The organism is Vibrio sp. 10N.247.310.24 (assembly GCF_041467175.1).
GTDB classification, from domain to species: Bacteria; Pseudomonadota; Gammaproteobacteria; order Enterobacterales; family Vibrionaceae; genus Vibrio; species Vibrio tasmaniensis_A.
Genome location: NZ_JBFSUD010000008.1, coordinates 71,274 through 95,033, shown reverse-complemented (window position 1 = coordinate 95,033; position 23,760 = coordinate 71,274). Strand labels below are relative to the sequence as shown.

At 43.6% G+C, this 23,760-nt stretch carries 20 protein-coding genes; 11 read left to right on the top strand and 9 right to left on the bottom strand.

Annotated features, from left to right (window positions below; all coding sequences use genetic code 11):
- Positions 1-210: 210 nt before the first annotated feature.
- Genes AB6E08_RS04300 through AB6E08_RS04285 form a run of 4 tightly spaced genes read right to left on the bottom strand, consistent with a single transcriptional unit; the run spans position 211 to position 4,814 of the window.
- The gene (locus tag AB6E08_RS04300; RefSeq protein WP_372065942.1) at positions 211-2,367 is read right to left on the bottom strand and encodes a c-type cytochrome; all 2,157 of its coding nucleotides are present in this window, start codon (positions 2,365-2,367) and stop codon (positions 211-213) included.
- Positions 2,364-2,978 carry a cbb3-type cytochrome c oxidase subunit II gene (locus AB6E08_RS04295; protein WP_004730430.1) on the bottom strand — a complete coding sequence of 205 codons (615 nt, stop codon included), beginning with the start codon at positions 2,976-2,978 and terminating at the stop codon, positions 2,364-2,366. Before AB6E08_RS04295 ends, AB6E08_RS04300 begins: the two co-directional genes overlap by 4 nt.
- Complete coding sequence (gene ccoN, locus AB6E08_RS04290; protein WP_017089926.1) at positions 2,979-4,403, bottom strand: cytochrome-c oxidase, cbb3-type subunit I; 1,425 nt, start codon at positions 4,401-4,403, stop codon at positions 2,979-2,981.
- Positions 4,404-4,427: 24 nt separating this feature from the next.
- Positions 4,428-4,814, bottom strand: coding sequence for a cytochrome c (locus tag AB6E08_RS04285; protein WP_004730436.1), 387 nt, complete (start codon positions 4,812-4,814; stop codon positions 4,428-4,430).
- 420 nt (positions 4,815-5,234) lie between these two features.
- Between AB6E08_RS04285 and AB6E08_RS04280 the strand changes: the two genes are divergently transcribed.
- Together AB6E08_RS04280 and AB6E08_RS04275 are read left to right on the top strand one after the other, a co-directional pair.
- The gene (locus AB6E08_RS04280) at positions 5,235-5,702 is read left to right on the top strand and encodes a hypothetical protein (protein ID WP_372065937.1); all 468 of its coding nucleotides are present in this window, start codon (positions 5,235-5,237) and stop codon (positions 5,700-5,702) included.
- Between the two features lie 9 nt (positions 5,703-5,711).
- The gene (locus tag AB6E08_RS04275; RefSeq protein WP_372065934.1) at positions 5,712-6,737 is read left to right on the top strand and encodes a diguanylate cyclase domain-containing protein; all 1,026 of its coding nucleotides are present in this window, start codon (positions 5,712-5,714) and stop codon (positions 6,735-6,737) included.
- 53 nt (positions 6,738-6,790) lie between these two features.
- Here AB6E08_RS04275 and AB6E08_RS04270 read toward each other — a convergent pair whose 3' ends face one another.
- Together AB6E08_RS04270 and AB6E08_RS04265 are read right to left on the bottom strand one after the other, a co-directional pair.
- Positions 6,791-9,223 (bottom strand): putative bifunctional diguanylate cyclase/phosphodiesterase, encoded by a 2,433-nt coding sequence (locus AB6E08_RS04270; protein ID WP_372065931.1) that lies wholly within the window; start codon positions 9,221-9,223, stop codon positions 6,791-6,793.
- Positions 9,224-9,226: 3 nt separating this feature from the next.
- The gene (locus AB6E08_RS04265) at positions 9,227-10,258 is read right to left on the bottom strand and encodes a PotD/PotF family extracellular solute-binding protein (RefSeq protein WP_135381852.1); all 1,032 of its coding nucleotides are present in this window, start codon (positions 10,256-10,258) and stop codon (positions 9,227-9,229) included.
- Between the two features lie 371 nt (positions 10,259-10,629).
- Here AB6E08_RS04265 and AB6E08_RS04260 point away from each other — a divergent pair, with 371 nt between their 5' ends.
- The 5 genes from AB6E08_RS04260 to AB6E08_RS04240 all read left to right on the top strand — a co-directional run bounded on the left by AB6E08_RS04260 (position 10,630) and on the right by AB6E08_RS04240 (position 13,912).
- Positions 10,630-11,280 carry a LysE family transporter gene (locus tag AB6E08_RS04260; protein ID WP_009844948.1) on the top strand — a complete coding sequence of 217 codons (651 nt, stop codon included), beginning with the start codon at positions 10,630-10,632 and terminating at the stop codon, positions 11,278-11,280.
- Positions 11,281-11,568: 288 nt separating this feature from the next.
- Positions 11,569-12,369, top strand: coding sequence for a PhzF family phenazine biosynthesis protein (locus tag AB6E08_RS04255; protein ID WP_372065927.1), 801 nt, complete (start codon positions 11,569-11,571; stop codon positions 12,367-12,369).
- A gap of 70 nt (positions 12,370-12,439) precedes the next feature.
- Positions 12,440-12,952: a YgjV family protein gene (locus tag AB6E08_RS04250; protein WP_372065924.1), complete on the top strand. Its 513-nt coding sequence runs from the start codon at positions 12,440-12,442 to the stop codon at positions 12,950-12,952.
- A 124-nt stretch (positions 12,953-13,076) separates the two neighbouring features.
- Complete coding sequence (locus AB6E08_RS04245) at positions 13,077-13,391, top strand: cupin domain-containing protein (protein WP_371694497.1); 315 nt, start codon at positions 13,077-13,079, stop codon at positions 13,389-13,391.
- A 53-nt stretch (positions 13,392-13,444) separates the two neighbouring features.
- Complete coding sequence (locus tag AB6E08_RS04240) at positions 13,445-13,912, top strand: GNAT family N-acetyltransferase (protein ID WP_371694496.1); 468 nt, start codon at positions 13,445-13,447, stop codon at positions 13,910-13,912.
- A gap of 127 nt (positions 13,913-14,039) precedes the next feature.
- Here the strand turns inward: AB6E08_RS04240 and AB6E08_RS04235 are convergent, their stop codons facing one another.
- Positions 14,040-14,537, bottom strand: coding sequence for a fasciclin domain-containing protein (locus tag AB6E08_RS04235; protein ID WP_009844953.1), 498 nt, complete (start codon positions 14,535-14,537; stop codon positions 14,040-14,042).
- A 447-nt stretch (positions 14,538-14,984) separates the two neighbouring features.
- Between AB6E08_RS04235 and AB6E08_RS04230 the strand changes: the two genes are divergently transcribed.
- Positions 14,985-15,479: a GNAT family N-acetyltransferase gene (locus AB6E08_RS04230; RefSeq protein WP_009844954.1), complete on the top strand. Its 495-nt coding sequence runs from the start codon at positions 14,985-14,987 to the stop codon at positions 15,477-15,479.
- A 105-nt stretch (positions 15,480-15,584) separates the two neighbouring features.
- Here the strand turns inward: AB6E08_RS04230 and AB6E08_RS04225 are convergent, their stop codons facing one another.
- On the bottom strand, positions 15,585-16,238 hold the full coding sequence (locus AB6E08_RS04225) for a DUF2057 family protein (RefSeq protein WP_135384274.1): 654 nt from the start codon (positions 16,236-16,238) through the stop codon (positions 15,585-15,587).
- A 290-nt stretch (positions 16,239-16,528) separates the two neighbouring features.
- Entirely contained in the window at positions 16,529-18,091 is a 1,563-nt protein-coding gene (locus tag AB6E08_RS04220; RefSeq protein ID WP_372065919.1) for an arylsulfatase, read from the bottom strand.
- Positions 18,092-18,437: 346 nt separating this feature from the next.
- On the opposite strand from AB6E08_RS04220, the gene AB6E08_RS04215 reads away from it, so the two are divergent.
- The 3 genes from AB6E08_RS04215 (at position 18,438) to AB6E08_RS04205 (ending at position 23,748) form a co-directional block, all read left to right on the top strand.
- Positions 18,438-19,985, top strand: coding sequence for an arylsulfatase (locus tag AB6E08_RS04215; protein WP_029222847.1), 1,548 nt, complete (start codon positions 18,438-18,440; stop codon positions 19,983-19,985).
- Positions 19,986-20,192: 207 nt separating this feature from the next.
- Positions 20,193-22,580 (top strand): tetratricopeptide repeat protein, encoded by a 2,388-nt coding sequence (locus AB6E08_RS04210; protein ID WP_372065915.1) that lies wholly within the window; start codon positions 20,193-20,195, stop codon positions 22,578-22,580.
- Positions 22,581-22,764: 184 nt separating this feature from the next.
- Positions 22,765-23,748, top strand: coding sequence for an AAA family ATPase (locus AB6E08_RS04205; protein WP_372065912.1), 984 nt, complete (start codon positions 22,765-22,767; stop codon positions 23,746-23,748).
- Positions 23,749-23,760: the final 12 nt, after the last annotated feature.

Here is a 23,760-nt window from a genome sequence, read left to right as displayed (position 1 = left end):
CATCTTTGTTCTGCGAGATTGATCGCATTATGTGCAGCTCTGCTTAATTGTGTAATCAGTTAGTTATAATTGTGTTGTGGTCTCAATCGTTGAGAGTGTCAGTTTGATAACAATTAAAAGGAGACACGCTGGTCTCCTTTTAATTGATTAAGCCGTGATAGAAGTAACGTATTGTGGCTGCTTACCGAGTAAATTGAATACGTACAGAACCTAGCGAATGTTAATGTTCTTATCTCGACTTTCGTACATTTCAGGTGTGGTGTGTAACCCTCCAGCGTAACCTGCAGCTTCAAGAGTTTCTCTTACCTCTCGAACGTGTTCTGCCGTTACTGGTTCCTCTCTATCTCCAAGGTGCAATCGCACGAAGGTGATCAACTCAGCTAACCTTTGATCCGACAGCACATCTTCAAAGCTTGCCATTGGCATGAAGTTTCTGTCTTTGTCGAGATAGGTGGGTTGTAGTCCACGGACGGTTACCGCGATGGTGTTGAATGGATCGCTGTGCATGATTATGCCGTTATTCAACAGAGTAGGGGCGATAGGGTCACGTCCCTTACCATCGTCACCATGACAGGCTCCACATGTCTGGCGATACGTGGTGTAAATGTCAGTCGCGTAAGAGTCTTCATCAAACCCTTTGGGCTGCAACGGAACGGCGTCACTGCTGATGGTGTTGTTGATGTCACCACTGAGTAGGTAATAGGACATCGACTCGATATCTTCACGCGTCATCAAGCTTAGGCTGTTTTTTACTACGTCTGCCATGCCCGCAAAAGCAGTCCCTTTGTCTGAGTGACCCGTGTGTAAGAAATCGGTCAGTGTCGCTTCATCCCAACCATCGACATACAGCTCGTTGGCCGTGATATCGGGCGCATTCCAACCGTCAATCAAGTTACCTTGGAAAATACGTTCGGGTATCAGAGCTTGAGCAATGTTTCGAGGGGTATGGCACTCAGAGCAGTGTCCAAGACCAGCCACCCAATATTTCCCTTGTTGCCATTTCTCAACGTTTTCGACTTCCGATTTAAGTTCTTCAGGCACTTGATAGTCAATCGGGTCGGTATCCATGAACACAATGTTCCACCCGAGCAGACCTAGACGTATATTCGAGGGAAACATCATGCTGTTGTCGTCATTGCGGCGAGGCACCGCGGTGATTGACTGCATGTATTCCCACAAGTCGAGCATGTCTTGGTCGGTGAGGTATTGATAAGAGGTGTAAGGCATTGCAGGGTACAGGTAACCATTCTTACCTTTGCCTGCAACTAACGCGGCTCGGAAATTATCAAAATCGTAAGTACCAATACCTTCCGTTGTATGGGGTGTAATATTGGTTGAATATACGGTGCCGAAAGGGGTCACAAACGGCAGGCCGCCAGCAAAAGGTTCGCCACCTTCGGCACTATGACACGCGACACAGTCACCGGCATAAGCGAGGTATTCACCACGTTCAACAGACTGAGCTTCTATGTTCGCGAGTCTTTGCTGCTGCTCTGAGCCCGCATGTCGAATGTAAGCACCCAGTGCGAGTATCTCGTTTTCCGTAAGCTGTTTATCAAATGCAGGCATCAGGTTGTTCAAGCCTTTGTTGATAGTGTGCTGAATTTCTTCAATACTGCCGCCATGCAGCCAAATATCGTCGGAAAGATCAGGGACGCCGATCGCCGGATTCGCGATAGAACCATCGGCGTGACAAGATGAACAATATTTTGCAAACAGCTCTTTGCCGACTTTAACTTTTACTTCTGGAACATCGGTATGGCGTTGATTGAGCGAAGCTAAGTAGTAAGAAACCTTAGCCACTTCATCGGGGCGCATTATCTCGCTCCAACCCGGCATCGCGCCATTTCGCCCTTTGGCGATCGAATGAATGATCGCTTCATCACTACCACCATATAGCCATTCTTGGTCAATAAGGTTAGGGAAGTGTTTCTGACCTTGAGCGTTGTCGCGGTGACAAGCCGCGCAGTGAGTTTGGAACAAGATTTGTCCGCTGTTTACTATTTCGGGTATGCCAGACAATCCTTCGAGGGTGGTTTCCGTTGTTTGAGAGAATTGCTCGTTTAACGTTGTGCTGGGTGAGCTGAGTTTGTCGTCACTTTGCTTCCAATCGACTAACCCTTCCCATTCGCCAAGCCCGGGGTAGAGCACCAAATAACCAGCAGACAAAAGAAATGCGACCGCATAGCTTACAAACAACAGCTTAGGTGGAGGCGCATCTTTCTCTTCAATACCATCAAAGGTGCCAATGGTGTGGTCGTGATCGGCCTTGTGATTGCTACGCCAGTATTTAACGACAACAGACACCATCAGAATAAAGAATATTAAGGTTAAGAGTACCGCCCATAGATTCCAGAATGTGCTCATTGTGATACCTCCTGTGACGTATCTTTACCCAGGCTTTGTAAATAGCGAATCAGCGCTTCACCTTTGGTTTTGCCTCTTACTTGCAATCTGGCATCACCAATTTCTTGATCGGTATAAGGCACACCTAAGGTACGTAAAACCTCCATTTTGGCGCTGATATCATCGCCAGTAAGCGTCTGCTCAAACAGCCACGGGTAAGAGGGCATGATCGATGTAGGAACGACTTTTCTAGGATCAGTTAGGTGAATAACATGCCACTGGTCAGAATACTTTCTACCTAAGTTAGTGAGGTCAGGGCCGGTACGTTTAGAACCCCACAAGTTAGGAAATTCGTAAATATCGTCGGCTTCTTTATTCGGGCGACCATTACGTTTCACTTCTGGCTCTAGAGGGCGAACCATTTGGGTGTGACACACATGGCAACCTTCACTGATGTAGATGTCTCGCCCTGCCAACTCAATCGGTGTGAGTGGCATTGCTAAACTGCCTTTGGCAATATCGTCTCCGCGGACAATGCTTGGCACTACCCAAACCAACAAAGAGAAGGAGGCAACGACAACGGTGGTCAAAATTAAAATGACGATTGAATGTGTAAAGTCTTTACTCATCATTTAAGCCCCCTCATTAACGGTATGTTTAGCGTCGTGTACTACTGGCATACGAACCGTTTTGTACAAGTTGAATGCCATTAAAAACAGTCCAAGTACAAACAGCGCGCCACCAAAGAAACGCATGAATAGCCAAGGTGCTTTAAAGTCCATAGCCTCAACAAAACTGTAAATCAGTTCGCCATTTTCATTTTGAGCGAGCCACATATAACCCTCACCGATGCCTGCGATCCAAAGTGCTATCGCATAGATGGCGACGCCAGCATGAGCGAGCCAAAAGTGCCACTTAATCAGTCGTCGTGACCAAAGATCGGTTTGGCCCCATAAGCGTGGAATGAAATAGTAAAAAACCGCTATCCCTGACATTCCAACCCATCCAAGAGCTGCGGAATGTACGTGACCGATGATCCATTCGGTGTTGTGTGCCACCATGTTGAACCAGCGAATAGCGAGTAGGGGACCTTCGAATGTCGCCAAGCAGTAGTAAAGAATTGCTGAGAAAAAGAATAAAAGAATGTAGTCGGACTTCAGCTTTTCTTTGTTTTGTAGAAGGGTCATTGCGCTATTGAACGCACCAGCCCAAGAAGGGAGCCACAGGATCAAAGACATTACGATGCCGATGTTCTGAATCCAGATAGGAACGGAAGAGTAAACCAAATGGTGCGTTCCGGCCCACGTGTAAAAGCCGACCAAGCCCCAAAAATGGATCACAGACAAACGGTACGAGTAGATAGGTCGATCCGCCGCTTTAGGTATGAAATAGTAGTTCATACCAATCACACCAGCGGTCAGCAAGAAGCCGACGGCATTATGTCCCCACCACCATTGAACAATCGCATCTTGAGCGCCTGCAAACACAGAGTAGGACTTCATCGCCAACACAGGCATCGCGAGGTTGTTCACGATGAAAATCATTGCAACGACGATGATGAAAGCAGCAAAGAACCAGTTAGCCACGAAGATATGGCTGACCTTTCGTTTAGCAAGGGTGCCAAAGAACAACACCGCATACAGCACCCAAACCAACACAATCATCAAGTCGATTGGCCACTCAAGCTCCGCATACTCTTTTGAGCTGGTGTGGCCTGCGGGTAAGGAAATGACCGCAAGCAATAGAATAAATTGCCATCCCCAAAATACCATCCATGAAAGGCTTTTATTGAACAACTCACAATGGCCTGTTCGCTGGGCAATGTACAAAGATGTCCCCATCAAGATGTTCACGACGAACCCGTAAATCACCCCAGATGTATGTAGCGGGCGCAGTCGACCAAACTGGAAATATTGAGAATCGAAGTTTAAGACTGGCCAATACAATTGCGCGGCGAGAATCACCCCGATGATCATACCTACGATTGCCCACACTAAAGACGCGATGATGAAGTACTTAACGACCTTAATGTTGTATTGCGGTGTCACTTGTTCCATAACAAGGCTCCTTGCCTAAAGCTTTTATTCGCTGACTGAATTTGATTCGTTGAGTGAGTTTGAATCGTTGCCGAGCATTGAATAGAAATAGGAAATATCGCGGATGTCTTGGTCTGAAAGTGTGTCGGCTTGTTGCTGCATGAGAATTGCCAAACCACTGGTTCTTTCCCTTGTCTGATAGTCTTTTAACGAGGAAATGAGATATCCCACCTTTTGACCGCGAAGGTTCGGGTAGGGGTCTTGCGTTGAGATGCCATCAACGCCATGGCAGGTCATGCACACCTTTGCTTTCTGCTTACCTAACTCGAATTGTTCTTGATTAACGTCAGCAGAAACAGGAAACATGACCAACGTCATTACTAGGGTTGAAAGTGTCGTCATGGGGTTAAATTTTTTTATATTCAAACTCATTCTCGATTCCCTTGATTATGAAATGAGTAAGCTTTTTAAGAGCGACACACGATACCTGCTGGTGGAATAGAAGTGACAGATATCAGAAAACTAGGCTCTCAAAGCTGCTTACGTTCGATTAAAGGTTATGCAGCAACAAGCATTCTTGCTACTTACTGACTCATATTTATTGTTAATTTTGATGGTCAGTACGTATTCAGTGGCTGGATTGGATTACTCATTGCCTTTAAAAAGCCGGGATTACTGGTATGAACGCTAATTAAAGTCTTATTTAGAGGAGGGAAGGTGTTGTTCGCATCGGGTTACAGGAATGAAACGTTATCTCAGAAAGAGTCGAACTGCATTATTGAGAAAATAGGCAATGTCTAAGCAAGTCAAATGACCAATATGAACTAGACTCAATTTAGTGACCTTTTTAGAATGGAGTTTAAAATGAGAGCTGCACTTCTGTTTATACTTTCACTTTGTTCATTTTCTATTTTTGCAGCATCCGAACTCACAATATTCGATCACCTAGGGCAAAAGCATCAATTCAGTCGAGAACAACTGCTATTGCTCCCTCAAAAAGAAATTACCACCTCATTACCTTGGCTGGATGGGGAAGTGGTTTATAGCGGTGTGGCCTTACAAACGGTGCTTGAAACAAAGGACTTACCCATGGCTTCGCAAGTGACCTTTGTTGCACTAAACGACTATAAAATAGCGGTGCCCAAAGAAGACTTTGACGATTACCAGTCGATCATTGCAATTAAACAAAATGGCCAATTTATGTCAGTCAGAGAAAAAGGGCCGTACTGGTTGATATATCCACTTTCTTCGACTCCAGATATAGATAATACAGACTTCCATGCCAAGATGATCTGGCAGATACGCGATATTCATTTGTAAGGACTTCGTATGAAAAAGCTGTTGTCATTGACTGCCATTAAAGTCGTCGTGTTATCTTTAGCGGCAGTGGTGCTCACCGTTAATATCTACAGTGTTACCCGCATTAACGATATTAATAAGAGTTTTTCTACACGACAAAATGAGGCAACGTGGTTCGTCTTTCAATTGGTGAAAGAATACGCTAATTTCTTGATGGTAAGCCGTTCTGAAACCATTGATTATGATGAGTTATGGTTAGCGTACGATATTACGTGGAGCCGTTTTGACATATTGATTAACAGCACTGAGTCTTCCAATTTCATCAAGTCAGCAAACTTTAAACCTTATTTTAGTGCGGAATTTGACAAATTTAAGAGCTTGGAATCCTCAATTAAACTGGTCAGTCAAGGGTTGTTGCCCAAGGAATCTCTGCAGAAAAAAGTCGATATTTGCTACCACACACTCGTCGATTTTATTAATGACAAGTTTCGATTACAAAGCCCTGTGATTGAAGAAAACACCTCAATGGTTGATAACTTGGTTACCGTTCATCGGATCAGTAGCGTTTTTCTTGTTGGCATCTTGTTATTGACTGGGATTATTTTTTATATGGATTTTTCTATTAAAAGAAAGCTCTACTCTACGGATTTTATTACAGGGTTTCGCAATCGAATTTCGTTGATGAAATTTGTTAAGAATAGCTACTCGAAGGACAAAAACTTTGATCTCTATTTTGTCCGAATCAGAAATCTTACCGAGATTAATCAAAAATATGGCCTTGAATATGGGGACCTTGTGGTGAGCTCGGCTGCTAAGTCTTTGACCACCAAGATCCCTGAAAGCACCATTTCATTCCGTAGCAGTGGAAGCCAGTTCTTATTCTTCATTCCTGATCATTTGTACGCGAGTGATGAAATTCAGGACAAGTTTAACGACGTCCTTAGTGATTACATCTCTGCAGGTAACTTAGAATTGATGATTGACGCCGTAGTGAGGCACAAGAAGAACATAAGCTCTAAAGACATGATGGAGCTGTTGACCTCGATGCAAGGCTAAGCATCTAAAAGGTTTGGTCGTGGTTATTAACTAGTCATGCTTTCAAGATACGACTACTGTTTCTGATTAAGTGCCACAATCCTTTCGTTAGAGCTTGGTTCTAAAAGGGCTTGCTGATCCAGAATAGTTTGCGGATTGTGGTCACGAACAAATTCAATGAACTCAATGTAAGTGAGTGGTTGGCTGAAAAAATAACCCTGTATTAAGTCGCAGTCGGCTTTTTTAAGGTGATGATATTGTTCGAGAGACTCGACACCTTCGCCAACAACGAAGGTGTCACAAGAGTGTCCTAAGTTAACCATGGATTCGACCATCTTTCGGTCAGCTTTGTCGTCGACGATATTATCGATAAAGCTTTTATCAATTTTAAGCTCATCGACAGGGTAGTGAAGAAGTTGGTTAAAAGCTGTATAGCCAGTACCGAAATCGTCAAGAGACACTTTTAAACCTAAGCTCCTGATACTTTCGATAGTCTGCACTGTAAGTTTACTGCTTTTAACGTAACTGGTTTCGGTAATTTCTATAATGATGTTGGCTGGTGGTACTTGATAACGCTCGATTACCTTTCGAATATTGTCTGCAAAGTTACGATTGTAAAGTTCCATTGCTGATATATTTATTGATAAGCTACCTGTGTACTTGTGAATTTCAGAGAGCTCTTTATAGCTTTTTATTGCGGTACTAATGACCCACATGTCGAGTTTGGATATCAAGTTACTTCTTTCGGCGACCGGAATAAACTCATCCGGGCCAGCCTTTATATCAAATAGAGCAGGGCAGCGAATCAGACATTCTGCTCCGTCAATCTGAAGTGTCTTAGCATTGAAAATAGGCATAAAGCGAAGTTCAAAGTTGTCGCTTTCACAACACTCCAATAGCCTTTTTTCGATAACGTCATGTCTTTCTAGTGAATGAAGTAGTTCTTCGCCGTAAACGATTCGGCTTTCTCCATCACTGTGCGCTTTGGCATTAATCAGCATCTCATCGATGCATCGGTGCCATATCTCCTCGAACTTAGGGGTATCGACGGGTAGTACACCTGTTGCAATTGAAAGCCTGAAACCATAGTAATCAAGGAAAGTCGTGCCTGTTAGGGTGTTGTTAATGTTCTCAATTTCTTCGTTTATTGATTGGTGCTCACCCATTTCCAATATGGCAATGAATTGGTTTCCTCCTAGCCTTGCAACTGAATAGTCGCTGCAACTGAAGCCGAAAGAGGATTGTTGATTCTGCAGGGTTTCTCTTAGTGTTTTGGCCAGACTAACGAGTACATTGTCACCTACTTTTGCACCATATAAGTCATTGATTTTACGGAAATCGATAATGTCCCAGCAAACCAGATAGCAATGAGGGCTTATCGAGCTTTTTAGACGCACATCGAGGTGTCGGATGAACGAGCGTCGGTTGGCTAATTTAGTTAATTGATCAAATTCAGCTTCGAACTTTAATTCCGTGAGTGAATCAATGTAAGCGTTCTTCAAACCATCAATTTCACTGTGCCCGGATGAACGCTTGAAATACCTCAGTTTAAGTCCGCCAATCGATATCTCGTGTAGTAGCTCTCTGAGTGGACGTACTAATTGGTAGCGCACCACCATGTGTACGATGAGCATAATAATGAATAGTGTCGTCAAACTGCCAAGTAAGGTCTGCTTAGCAATGATAGATTTTTCCTGATTGAATTTTTTTTCGCGAATATTAACTTGAGCGAGGAAGTGACGGCTGTTCATCTCAACTTTGATTCTGTCTTTGGTTTGTTCAAACGATTTGATAACAAACTGCGTATTCTCTATGTGTGCAGTATTCGATGATGGCTCAATCAGAAGCTGCATATTGTCATCATCGTTGTATTTTATTAGTAAGTTGGATAGTTGTTTTAATGGACCATCTGCAATTAGTATGTATCGATTTAGGCTGTCGTTTGCACGTTTGTCTTGTGGGAGCAAGTAAGGGTCGATTGCAATAACGTAAGCGTATCTAAGTTCACCACTCACAGAGATATATGAGAAGCCTTTATGAGACAGCTCGTTTTTATTGATTAACGAGGTATAGATATCGAAGATTTTTTCATAGATGTTATCGGGGATCTTTAACCCTTCGAAAGGGTCTGCTCGTAACGTAGATAGCGTTAACTGAAACTTAGGATCAACGATATAGATGTTACGTTGACCAAATTGATTAACGTGACTTTGGTTTAAGACACGAAGCACTCTTTTTTCCAGCAGGGACAAGGTTGTGTAGTCACTAGGGTTTTGAATATATCGCAAGAACTGTAGCGATGAACCTATATCTTTTACAAGCAAAGATAGACCAAGTTGCTCGTATTCAGCCGCCACGAGCGCGGTGTTCACATCAGATTGTACTTCGTCTAAGTACATGTGTTTCGCGTGGTTAGAGGCTAAGTGGTAAGTAACCATTCCGCCTATTGCAAATACGAACAATAAAGTAGGAATGAGCACAAAGTAGAGCTTCTTTAATACTGGCATTAATTATCTCAAACTGTCGACAATGCGGTTACGAATTTGAATGCTATTGGGTTCGAGTTGCTGATACAGATAGCTGCGTTCTAAAACCTCTTTGCTAGGGAAAAGCTCCGGATCATTTTGGTATTCTTGCGTTGTTAAGGCTTTTGCTTTTGAGCTTGGAGTTGCAAACCATGAATCCATTGCGTTTTGAGCGGCGATCTCGGGTTGCGACAAGAATGATAGAATCGTTGTTGCTTGTGCAGACAACTCTCCGTTATTAATCGCAGCAATGCACTCTAACCATAACGTTGTGCCTTCTTGAGGTACGATGTAAACCCAAGAGGCATCAGGCTCCAAATCATTGAGTACATAACTGTCACCAGAATAACCGTAGGCAAGGTCGATGTTAGCAAGACGTTCGGGTTGGCGAATATAGTCGATGACGTATTCGTTGCTTTCTAGGTGTGGCTTTTGAGCTTGCAGGGTTTTATAGGCAACGCGAAGTTCCTGCTCATTATTGGTGAATGGATCAAATTGATTTGCTAACAGTGCAGTACTCACCAAATCCGTAGGTTCGTAATACATACTTATGCGGCCACTGCTGTTCGTGTCTGGTTCGAGAATAGCGTTCCAAGAGGTGGGAGCGTTTAGTTTGTCACTGCGATATAAGATTCCCGCAGTCCCCCAAGCGTAGGGAATGCCATACTCGCCACATCCTTCAACCCACCGTGAATCTATGTTACCAGCAATGGATTGTTGTAACTCACTGAGATTATGAAACAGGTTCTGCTTGGCTAACGCATTGAGCTTTACACTTTCTATAATGACTAGCTCAAATGCGCCACGACGTTCGCTTAATAGCACTTCATCTCTGATCGACTCATCAGAAAAAAACTGCTGTTTCAAAGAAATGCCGTACGTGTCACTTAGTTGGGTCACGACACTATTGGATAGAAATTCATCCCAATTGTAGAGATAAATATCATTTTGTTGGCTAAACGCTGTGCCAGTTAAAAAGGATGATGACGCAAGAACTGAAACATAAAATGCTTTCACTGACGGATTCCTTTCCTACTTTGCTTAACTAAATCGTAGCCCAAATTTTGCGACATAGCTCAAATTTAGGTCTCTAATTTCAGTTCAACCTAACGCAATGCATCTAGGTGTGAAAATCCTATGACCTAATTGGAACTAAAAGTAAGCTTTGAGCACAAAATCATTATGTTAAATCAAGGGGATATCAACCTTTGACCGACGAACGCCTGAAGAAGTGCACGAATGACTCATCTACTTCCGATTTGGCACGACGAAAACACGGGATTTGTTTGATTATTAGGTCATTAGTAAATATATATTCATCTACTTGAGCATTTTTTTCGTTAGTTATGCAATAGTAGGGCATTAATTGAACGACAGGAGGTTGGTTTATGGATGCAGGTTTAGTTGGGATTTTTGTTACCGTGGCGATTGCTCACTTTTTGGCGCTATTGAGCCCCGGACCAGATTTTGTGATTGTGGTAAAGAGTGCTGTTAAAAATAAGGGTAGAAAAGCACTCGGCGTTGCATTCGGTATTGCCAGTGCCAATGCAGTCTATATTGGTTTGTGTCTTATTGGGGTCGGTTCTATTTTGGCAGCTTCGGTTTCAGTGATGATCGCTTTAAAAATTATTGGCGGTTTGTTTCTGGTGTACCTTGCAGTTCAAGCGATAAGAGCGAAAAAATGTAATTACAGTAATATCGATGTTGTCGAAGAAGGTGTCTCCATTCAAACCACTTTTCTTAAAGAATTTGTTACGGGTTTTCTATCGGGAATCCTTAATCCTAAAAACCTTTTGTTCTATTTGAGCTTATTCACGGTTGTACTGAATAATGAGGTGGGTTTCATGTTTAAATTAGGGTTAGGCATTTGGATGACAGTGGTTGTGTTTGTGTGGGATGCCGCGATTATCTTCCTTTTATCTGCACCTAAAGTTCGACGAGAGTTTACACGTGTTGCTTACTATATTGATAAAGTGACAGGAGTTATGTTGGGTCTGCTTGGCTTGACCATTGTGAAATCTGCTCTGGTACGTCAGTAGATTCAATAAAGTTACCATTGCTGAGTAACCTCACGTTTGTGGCACGATACAATGCCTATGTGCCGCGAATGTGTGCTTGTTTCCTACCAGGGCTGATACGTTTTATCTCTTATCTGCCCGATGTTAAACCCTCAGGTTAATCCACCAATTCTTTTCATAACTGCTTGTTTATCATTCCTTAGTTCTTAAATAAGTATTAATAATGTTGCTGTTGAACACTTGTAGCACGGGGTGTTTGTGCTTATTGTAGGCTGCAATGTCTATTCAATATCAGCGCTAGGAGCCATTGTGAATTTAGAGATATATCAAGTGGATTCGTTCACAACTCAAGCTTTTAAAGGAAACCCTGCAGGGGTTTGTATTTCACAAGAACCTTTAGAAGAGTCGTTGATGTATTCGATTGCTGAAGAGATGGCAGTATCAGAAACGGCATTCTTAGCCCTCAATACGATGACGTTGAAATGGTTCACACCAGAAGTTGAAGTCAAATTATGCGGTCACGGTACGTTGGCAACAGCGCATGTGATGAAGGAAAGAGGGTTAGTCAATGTGGGTGAGGTTGTGACGTTTGATACGCTTTCAGGAGAGCTATCTGCCACAGTTTGTGACTCCACAATCGAGCTTGACTTCCCAAGTACTGTGCTTGATCTTGGATTGGATACTAATAAAGATTTGCTTGAATATTTAGGGCTGTGTGAAGCCCAAGTCGTGTCATACAGTGAGTTCGATACCAAGCAGTTTATTGAGGTTGTCAGCGAACAAGTTTTATTAGATTTATCACCAAACTTTGATGCTCTAAAGCGTATTAAAGGTCGAGGCGTTGTTGTGACAGCATTGTTGTCGAACTCTGAGCTTGATTTTGTTTCGCGCTATTTTGCGCCGTGGGTGGGTGTTAACGAAGATCCCGTTACGGGTTCAGCGCATTGCGCTCTCACACAATACTGGTCCGAGAAACTAAACAAAGCGCATTTCAATGCTTACCAAGCGTCGCGCCGCGGTGGGTATGTATCGACAGAGCTATTACCGAATGGTCGTATAAAACTGATGGGGTCTGCAACCACCGTAATCAGTGGTACTTTAAAAGTCTAAACTTCAATATCATTCATAAAACAGCAACGTCATAATTTAAATCTGCTAGGTCACTACTTAAGGAATAATCGTGTCAGCTTTTTATCTTTCTCAGGTATTAGTCGCAATTGCTATTTGTTTCGATCTTCTGTCTTTTCAATTTAAAGAGAGGAAGAAAATCGTCACATGCTTGTTTTTTGCAGGCGTTCTTATTTCTAGTCATTTCATTTTGCTCGAACAATGGACGGCGGCAAGTTTGATGATCATCGCGACCATTCGATATTTGACGAGCGTGTTTTCTACGTCACCCAAATTTAAATATTTGTTCAGTTCCATGTCAGTAGTCGCAACGGTTGTGACTTACTCGGGGCTCACTAGCATATTGAGTTGCTTTGCTTCCGTATTTCAAACCTTTGCAGCCTTCAATAAAGATGACCGTCGATTAAGAGAGTTGATGATCATCGGAACTAGCTTTTGGTTGGTTCATAATTACTTAGTTGGTTCTCCAACTGCTGTACTGATGGAAGCGCTATTTATCTGCAGTAACTTGGTTGGCTATTATCGTTTCTATTTCAGAAAAAGTGCTGTGGCTTATAGCTTATAGCTTATAGCTTATAGCTTATAGCTTATAGCTTATAGCTTATAGCTCAGGCGCTCAGGAAGCTAAGCTTTAGATAAAACGATAAAGCACTGCACCATATTCATCTAACAAGGATTAGGAGAGAGCGATGTCAAATATCTACTCGGATGTGCCTTCGTCAATACCCGACGAAATCTTCAACGACATCATTACTACTGAGAATGTGCGGATTGAAAGAATAATATCTCATGGGCACCGTTCTCCAGAACAAGGTTGGTATGACCAAAATGAAAACGAATGGGTTATGGTGCTAGAGGGGCAAGGTGTTATTGAGTTCGAAGACGGACGTGTCGTTACCTTGTCTAAAGGGGATTACATCAATATTGCCGCGAGAGAGAAGCACAAGGTTGTAGGTACGGATAGAGACGTTGTGACTATTTGGCTAGCTGTGTTTTATCGTTAGTATTGCTATCAAGTAGTGAATAGGCAATCAGCAATACATGAAAGGACTGTGTCGTGGTTAGAATTCGAAATTACCAAGTTAGTGATGCCAAAGCATTATGGGAGATCTATTTCCATACTGTTCGAAATATTAACGTTCGAGACTATTCTCAAGAACAAGTTGAGGCTTGGGCTCCAAGTGACTTTGACTCCGAGGTGTGGGAAAAGTGTCTGCATCGTATCCAACCTTTTGTTGCGGAGTTGGATGGCCACATTGTTGGCTATACTGACCTGCAACCAAATGGGTTGATTGACCACTTCTTTTGTCATCATGAATATCAAGGTAAAGGTGTAGGGCGAGCTTTGATGGAGCATGTATTCGAGATTGGTCGATTTCGTGGTGTATCGAGATACTTCTCTGAGGTGAGTATTACCGCTATGCCTTTCTATGAGCACCTTGGCTTTAAGTTAGTGAATGAACAGGAAGTCGAAATACGTGGCGTTAAGCTGACTAATTACGTGATGGAGAAAACCACTAAGTAGCCATTAACGTTATGTCTAGTGTAGGTAAAATTGGATATGCTCAACGCTTAGCCCAGTAGGTTAAAAAGGGTGTGAATTGTCACACCCTCAAAGAGTTTGGTTTGCCTGAGACTTTCTTTCTATTTGATTATTTCGGGAGCAAGACCGTATCGATTACGTGGATTACACCATTGCTTGCTTCCACATCAGCCGCAATCACTTTTGCATTGTTAACCATAACCGTGCCATCGCTTACGCTTATCATCACGTTTTGACCTTGGATTGTTGTCGCTTTGTCTATTTTCATAACGTCTGCCGCCATCACTTTCCCTGCGACTACATGATAAGTTAGCACTGCGACTAATTTGTCTTTGTTTTCCGGTTTCAAAAGCATATCGACAGTACCATCTGGCAGCTTGGCAAATGCTTCATCGGTCGGAGCGAAAACGGTAAAAGGTCCTTCTCCTTTCAAAGTATCTACAAGTCCACCCGCTTTAACAGCAGCTACAAGTGTATTGAAAGAGCCATTTCCTACTGCGACATCGACGATATCTTTTTTCATCTCATGATGATTGGCGTTAGCGAATGCACTAAAAAAAAGTGCAGCGACAAGAAGAGATAGAGACTTGCTAATTTTATTAATCATGTTGGAATCCTTTGAGTTTGTCCGTTATTTTCGTCAGGTATTACGAAAGGCTCAAAGCGATGGATCAATTTATACCAATCACAGTAAGTAAGTGATCAAAAATAGCGCAGGAAAAAAGCTTGAGAACAAGGCTGCTCTTTTCAATAAATAGTTATTCTACAATCAAAAAACCTAACGACGTTATCGATATTTTTAACAAGCTAGGGTGAACAGTTATTTACTACGATTGGTATTATTATACCTTTGAGCTATTTGCTTCGAGAGCGAACTTTACTCTATGAACAGGCGAGTGAGGGCCTTCAATGGTGCATTTTTAGTATTTGAGTTTGTTATTTATGGGCTATGACGATTATTCAATTATTTCTGTCACTTACGGTTGTAGCTACTCGTTGCTATCCGTAATATGAAAATTAGCTTAAGGATAGAAATAGACAGTAAGGAATCACTTTGGAAATACAAATTAGACATCTTGAAACCACAGACAACCAAGACATTTTTGATATTTATCGTCATTCATCAGTATCAGAAAATACCTCACAAAAACCTTTCCTTAGCTCTGATCAAGTGGAGCGATTGTTTGGTCATTCAGACCATTTCACTTTAGTCGCAGAAGTGTCAGGTAAAGTCGTTGGGCACATTACCTTATTCATGACGACTAAGGTGAGAGACCGACATAGTGCTGGCTTAGGGATTGCGATTCACCCTGATGCACACGGCAAAGGGGTTGGGAAGGCATTAATGAAAGAAGCGATTAATCAGGCTGATAATTGGCTTAATCTGGTCCGTCTGGAGCTAGAGGTTCATGCCGATAACAACGCTGCCATTGCTTTGTATGAACGAGTAGGTTTTCAGTTAGAAGGCACTAAAAGGCTGAGTACATTCAAAGGCGGGAAATACATTGATATGTTGTTGATGTCGAGGATTAGACCTGATTATCGTTGATTGTTAGACCTATAACGTCCTATTTAGATGAAATCAAAGAAGCTGGCAGTGTGCCAGCTTCTTTGGTTTGAACGAGATATTTTATAGACTTGTTCGTAATCGAATCTACTTGTTCACGTAATCTTTGAATTTCTGCTTCGTTTCAGCATCGGCTTTTTCGTACCAAAAATACAACATTTCTTCAGCTGTGTTAGCCGCATTTCCATCAATTTTTGCTGGAAGTGTTACAGGTTGAACAACCGCCGCTGTTGCGCCTGCTGTTGTACCTATAGCTAGTGCAGCAATGCCGCCTTGCTGGTTGTATTCTTTTGCTTCTTGAGGGTATTTACGTCCAATTTGCATACCGTCTTTAACTAGCTTGTCTTGCTTAACGCTGATTTCATTCTGGTTCTCGTCAACAAGGCTCCACTCTAAGTTTTTAAACCCAGATTTTGCTTCTGCTGTGTTGCGGTATTTTGGCAGATCGAAAGTCAGTGTGGTATCAGTCGCATCGAATGTTGCGATAACAGCATCGCTGTCTACGAATTCACGATCGTTACCTTTATCAAATGCAAGTTGATATTGGAATACGATTTGGTTTTGGCCATCTGGTACCGTCAGTGTTTTATGAGAAGAGAATAAGCCGCCGTCTAAGTCAGGCTTAGCTTCGTTAACCGCTAGAATATCAACACTGGATGGAACTTGGATTTCAACGTCAGCTAATACTGAAGGTGCAGCAACGATAGCTGAGAGTAGGGCAATGCTTTGGATTGTCTTCATAATCATACAGTTGTTAGGGTGAGTTAAAATACAATCGCACGCATATCTCTGTATTTCAAGTGATGTCCGTGGGATTTGAAAAAATTTGCGTAATCTTAACGTAACGGTCATAAACGAGGCGAGCTACAAGGCTATGCGAGTAAATGTATGCGGATAACCTTGTTCGTCACTCGTCTGTTAAAGGCTTATGTGGGACAGTTTTCATTGTTGATATACTGAAAAGCCGTGGTAGCACTTGAGCTATCACGGCTTTGTTTCGCTTTCCTAGGGTTGGTTAAGCTTTTAGCTAATTATTTAGCTTGCGCTGCTGCCGCTTCTAATTGCTTAAGTTTACCTTGAAGCATGTAAGCATTTTGGTTGAAGTTACCAGGGTTCAACACTTGGCTTTGCTGCATTGGGTAGTCAGGTAGCGTGTTCATGAACTCTTGTACTTTGCCGCCTACTGGTACGAATAGCCACATGTTATCTGCCATCCAGCGTAGGTACATGCCCGATTCGTGTGGTGCTTTTTCGAATGGGTCAGCACGTAGATGAACGACTTGAGGCCAGTTTGGTTGGAAGCGAACTGCATCAACAATGTTCCCGTCCATTACTGCGAAAGAAATTTTGAAGTCATTCCAACGTACCGCATTTAGTTCAGCGTTAGCAGAGAAGTAAAGCATGCTATCACGAGGGCCTTGCTCTTCTTTACCTTGGAAGTAAGGTAGGAAGTTGTAACCATCTAGGTGTACACGCCAGTTTTTACCGTTGTAAGTCGCACCTTTATCAGACGCTAGTTTCTCAACCACTTTATCATCACCAGCGGCTGCTAGTAGAGTCGGGATCCAGTCTTGGTGACCCATGATGTCGTTGATCTTAGTTCCCGGCTTGATAGTACCAGGCCAGCGAACTAGCTGAGGAACACGCATACCACCTTCGTAAGTTGTACCTTTCTCACCGTGGAAGTAAGTTGCACCACCATCAGGCCAAGATACTGTCTCTGCACCGTTATCGGTAGAGTAGATTACGATGGTGTTGTCTGCGATCTTAAGCTCATCAAGCTTGTCTAGAAGGATACCGACTTGGTCATCGTGCTCTAACATGCCATCAGCGTAGATGCTGATACCAGATTTACCTTGATACTTCTCTTGTAGACGAGTCCAAACGTGCATGCGAGTCGTGTTGTGCCAGATGAAGAATGGTTTGTCAGCTTTCACCGCTTTTTCCATGAATGCTAAAGATTCTTCTAGGAACTCTTCATCCGCATGCTCCATACGCTTACGCGTCATAGGGCCTGTATCTTCAATCTTACCGTCAGAAGTCGACTTGATTACACCACGAGGGCCAAAGTTCTTACGGAACTCAGGATCTTTAGGGTAGTAGTATGTCTCTGGCTCTTCTTCCGCATTTAGGTGATAAAGGTTACCAAAGAACTGGTCGAAACCGTGGTTCGTTGGAAGATGCTTATCTTGGTCACCCATGTGGTTTTTACCGAACTGAGCTGTCATGTAGCCCTGTTCTTTAAGAAGGTCTGCGATAGTTGGAGCCCAATCAGGGATACCATGGTCAGAGCCCGGCATACCGATAGTCAGTAGACCTGTACGGAAAGGTTCTTGGCCGGTTAGGAATGCAGCACGGCCAGCAGTACACGATTGTTGACCGTAGTGGTCAGTAAATAGTGCGCCTTCGTTAGCAATACGGTCGATGTTAGGTGTTTCGTAACCCATCATACCGTTGTTGTATGCACTGATGTTGAATACACCAATGTCATCACCCCAGATAGCAAGAATGTTTGGTTTTTCTGCTGCTATTGCCGCTGAAGAAGCTGCTAATAAGCCAACACCTAATGCTAGTTTATTAATTTTAGTACCCATAAGGACTCCGATTCACTTTTAAGATTAATGCGTTAGAACAACACATCGATGAGCAAATGTTATTCTCAAAATTCCGTTCCGTCCTTTTATAGTGCTTATAACCAATCGTTATGATGTCTAGTTAACTTATTGATTCATATCAGTTCCAGTGTGTTGCCAGAACAGCCCCTTAGTTTGTATGTGTGATCCTTATCATGTTTGTTGCCGTAAACCATATCGATGACTTCTGTATCCATATCTCGATAAAAATGACAAAAATATTAATAGCTTAGGTAATCTCGCGTATGCGCAAAAAATGAACTATACGTTGTAGGGCAGGATGCAAATAACTTACGAAGAGGTTTCTATGACAGCGAAGTATGGCGCTAAACGTCGATTAGCGATTTTGGGTACAGCAATGATGGCCGCGTCTAGCGCCACTTTTGCAGCAGAAAAGCCAAATATATTGGTCATTTGGGGGGACGACATTGGTCAATCCAATGTGAGTGCGTACACATTTGGCTTAATGGGTTACCGCACTCCAAATATTGATAGCATCGCCAAAGAAGGGATGATGTTTACCGATTATTATGCGGAGCAGTCTTGTACCGCAGGTCGCTCAACGTTCATCACGGGTCAAAGTGTTCTTAGAACGGGTTTAAGTAAAGTTGGCCTTCCAGGAGCAGACATTGGTTTGCAAGCGGAGGATGCAACGATTGCAGAAATGCTTAAACCTATGGGGTACATGACAGGTCAATTTGGTAAAAACCACCTTGGCGATAAAGATGAATTCCTTCCAACAGCACACGGGTTTGACGAATTTTTTGGCAACCTTTACCACCTGAATGCTGAAGAAGAACCGGAGAATGAAGATTACCCAACTGACCCAGAGTTCCGTAAGAAATTTGGCCCTCGTGGTGTGATCAAATCATTCGCAGATGGCAAGATTGAAGATACAGGCCCACTAACGCGTAAGCGTATGGAAACGGTCGATGAAGAAACACTAGACGCGGCACTTGATTTCATGGATCGCGCAGTGAAAGCGGACAAACCATTCTTCGTTTGGTGGAACGCAACAAGAATGCACTTTAGAACGCACGTGCAGCCAGATAGCAAAGGTGTAACCGGCATCAGTAATTACGCTGATGGTATGGTTGAGCACGATCGACACGTTGGACAACTATTGAAGCAAGTGGATGAGTTGGGCATCAAAGACAACACCATCGTTTTCTACTCAACGGATAACGGTCCACACATGAACTCTTGGCCTGATGCCGGTACAACGCCGTTCCGTGGTGAGAAAAACACCAACTGGGAAGGCGCATACCGTGTACCAGCAATGGTTCGTTGGCCAGGAAAGATTGAACCGGGCAGTGTTTCAAATGAAATCATGCACCACATGGACTGGATGCCAACCTTCGTTGCAGCTGCTGGTGATGATCAGATCAAAGAGAAACTACTGAAAGGTCATACTGCGGGTGATAAAACGTTTAAAGTTCATCTAGATGGCTACAACTTCCTTCCTTACCTAACCGGTGAAGAAGAGAAAGGTCGTCGTTCGGAGATCTTCTACTTTACCGATGACGGTGACCTTGCGGCACTTCGTTACAACCAATGGAAAGCGGTGTTCATGGAGCAGCGTGCGACGGGTACCATGCAAATTTGGGCAGAACCGTTTGTAACGTTACGTCTTCCTAAGCTGTTTAACCTCCGAATGGACCCATACGAAAACGCAGATATCACATCGAATACGTACTATGACTGGTTGTTAGACCATGCCTATATGTTCGTTCCTGCGCAAGCGTATGTTGGCAAGTTCTTAGAAACCTTTGCTGAATATCCACCACGTCAAAAAGCAGCAAGCTTTAGCTTGGATCAGGTTATGGAAAAACTTCAAGAGAACCATAATAAGTAAGCTTTGGTTTATTGAAACTGATGTTTGATGAAACTGGTAACACGAAAGAGCTCTTCGGAGCTCTTTTTTTATGAGCATATCGATGAGTAGATATCAGTCGTGAATATGAATCACAACTATCGAGCCCACTGCCGCTAAATAATTGTAATTTCGTTGTTTTTACGTCTACCTTATTAAGCATAAGGATGTATAAAAACAAGGAATGTTATGTCTGCATGGTTGTGCTCACTAGTGAACGGATTGAAACACCAGCGAGTTGCAGTATTATCCGCAATGTTGTCTTTACCTATGTTGTCGACACTCAGTGTCAATGTGTATGCGAATGAACAAGCTCCGACGACGACTGAAGCTTCGCTTATTGATTCAGAAACCTTAGATGCCAGCTCTACCAAGGCTACGTATGTTGGTTCTGAAGCATGCGTTGACTGTCACAGCGAAGAAGTGGAAGCGTGGCAAGGCTCTCATCATGATATGGCGATGAAACACGCGACTGATGAGTCCGTTTTGGGCGATTTCAACGATCAAACCGTGACTCATAAAGGAAAGCCCAACCGTTTTTTTCGCAAGGGAGAAGAGTTTTGGGTCAACATCGAAGGGCCGGATGGCCAATTCAAAGATTACAAAATCAGCTATACCTTCGCCTTTGAACCTCTACAACAGTACATGGTTGAGTTTGAAGACGGACGCGTACAGTTGATTCCTTTCGCTTGGGACTCTCGCACTGAGGGCGAAGGCGGTCAACGCTGGTTTAACCTCTACCCGGATACCACCAACACTGATGAATTCTACTGGACCAATAGCGGTCAAAACTGGAACTTCATGTGTGCCGATTGCCACTCAACGAACCTAGAGAAAAACTACGACAGCGCGAGTAATACCTATAACACTACTTGGTCTGAGATTAATGTCGGTTGTGAAGCCTGTCATGGCCCTGCAAGCGAGCACGTTGAGCAGGCCCAGTTAGCCAAAGCGAATGGCGAAAAGGATGTTCAAGCCTCCGCGCATTATGGCTTTGATCGCGACTTGTCGAAGTCGGTTAAAGAATGGGTCTACCAAGAGGGCAACTCAACCCTGCAACCAAAAGACATCATCCATACCAACCAAGTTCAAACCTGTGCTCAATGCCACAGCCGGCGTACTCAGTTAAATGAAACGGGTGACCACGTGAACGGGTCTTTCTTCGATAAGTATCGCTTGAGCTTGATTACCCCTGAGCTTTACCACAACGACGGTCAAATCTACGATGAAGATTACGTTTACGGATCTTTCTTGCAATCAGTGATGGCTGAAAAAGGCGTCACATGTACTAACTGTCACGATCCACATACTGCAGAACTGAAAATTGCCGAAGAAGCGGTGTGTAGCCAATGTCACATTGCATCAGAGTACACGCCTGAAAAACACACCTTCCACGAGGCGAATACCGAAGCTTCACAATGTACGACTTGTCACATGCCAGAGACGACTTACATGGAGGTCGACCCAAGACGCGACCACAGTTGGCATATCCCGCGTCCTGATATTAGCCAACACATTAAAACGCCGAACGTGTGTACTAGCTGTCATGAAGATCAAACCGACCAGTGGGCTGATAAACAAATCGGTAAATGGTTCCCAGATTCTAAGTATCGCAACCAACAACATTTTGCTGTCGCCTTTTACGCGGATTCAATAGGGCACAGAGGAGCAGAAGATGCACTGGCGTATTCGGCTCAAGATTCCAGCTTAAGCAACATCATTCGAGCATCAAGCTTAGAACGCTTGGGTGGCAACACGGGTAAGAACACGCTTATTTCATTGGCAAGAGCAGTGAAACACGATGATGAGATGATCCGTTTAGGCGTCGTGCAAGGTTCCTCAGGTTTTCCATTTACTGATCGTTGGCAGATTCTAGAGCCACTATTGAAAGATCCTGTATTGTCGATTCGCTCAGAAACCGCAGGTGCGTTGGTGCGTAACTGGGGAGAAATGAATCCTCTGCAGAAAGATCAAATCAAACCTGCATTGCAAGAATACATTGAGATACAGCAATTTAATGCCGACAGAGGGTTTGGTCGTACGAACCTAGGTAACGTTTACCGAGATTTAGGTCAACACGACAAAGCGATTGAGTTTTATCTAGGCGCTATCGACATTGAGCCTTACTTCGAGAACAGCTATGCCAACTTGGCTGATTTGTATCGAGCGCAAGGTAACGAAGCAAAAGCGTTGTCGACATTGAAGCAAGGTATTAAAGCTCAGCCGAAATCGAGTGTATTGCCATACAGCGCAGGATTATCTCTGCTTCGTGTGAAAGATTACGACCAAGCAACCGACTACCTTAAACAAGCCGCTGAAACTGCGCAAACTGACCCACAATATTGGTATGTGTACGGATTGGCTTTGGAGAAGTCTGATGTGCTTGCGGCAAGTAAATCATTGCACAAGGCTTACCAATTTAGCCGTAACCCACAGCACCTGTATGCCCAGTGTGAAGTGTTGGCGCGAAACAGCCATATACCGGGCGTACCAAAGGCGTTTGAGCAATGTATTTCATCACTGAGCAAAGTGGCACCGCCGGAGGCCATTAACCAATTGAAAGCTAAGTTTGAATAAAGCGATGAGGTGAGTTTGGCTATTGTGCTTGCTGCTTATTCCGCTTGTAACCAATTATCGCGCTTATGAGCAATTATCACGTTTATAATTTATCGCGCTGATGAACAATTATCACGTGTATAACTAATAGTTATGGGGCTTGTGAGTAGGATGTACGCAGCCAGATTGAATTAAGGGAAGACCTATGAACCATGCACAACAAGCAATAAACCAACTGATTGAACAAACAGAGAAAAGTGTTATCGGTCAGAGCCACGTCGTTCGGGCTCTGGTGATAGGGTTATTGACTAATGGGCATGTGCTTTTAGAGGGACTTCCCGGTACAGCGAAAACTCGTTCAGTGAAATCGCTGGCGAACCTACTGAACACCAGTTTTGGTCGAATTCAGTTTACGCCTGACCTGCTGCCATCAGATGTAACCGGTACAGAAGTGTATCAAGAGCTTGATGGCAAGCCTCAGCTGCATTTCCAACCGGGTCCTATTTTTAATAGCATCGTTCTGGCCGATGAAGTGAACCGTGCGCCCGCAAAAGTACAGGCTGCTCTGCTTGAAGCGATGGCAGAAGGGACGATTACGGTGGGTGGTCAAACTCACATCCTTCCTGACTTGTTCATGGTCTTGGCGACTCAAAACCCGGTTGAACAAGAAGGTACATATCCGCTACCTGAGGCGCAGATGGACCGTTTCATCATGAAAGTGACGGTCGACTACCCAGAAGACGAAGCGGAACGCGACATTATTAGATTGGTGCGTAGTGAAGAGTTAGGCAGCGAAACGAGCTCAGAGCTAGTCACACCGCAACACATCGATCCTGAATTAGTGCTTGAAGCACGTCGCCAGCTTCCTGATATTACGGTTTCTGATTTAGTCGAAAACTACATTGTGGCTTTGGTTATGGCGACTCGTAAGCCAGAGCGTTACCCAGAATCAAATTTGTCTAAATGGATAGAGATTGGTTCAAGCCCACGAGCGTCAATCTCGTTAGATAAATGTGCCCGCGCTTATGCGTGGCTACAGGGGCGTGACCACGTCACGTTAGATGATGTGCGTGCAATGCTACCCACCGTACTAGGACATCGATTCTCGTTGTCTTATGACGCATTGGCCGATGGTGTTGACCATCAAAGAGTGGTTGAAGAGCTGCTTGATAATGTTGAGATCGGATAACAAGGGAGCGTC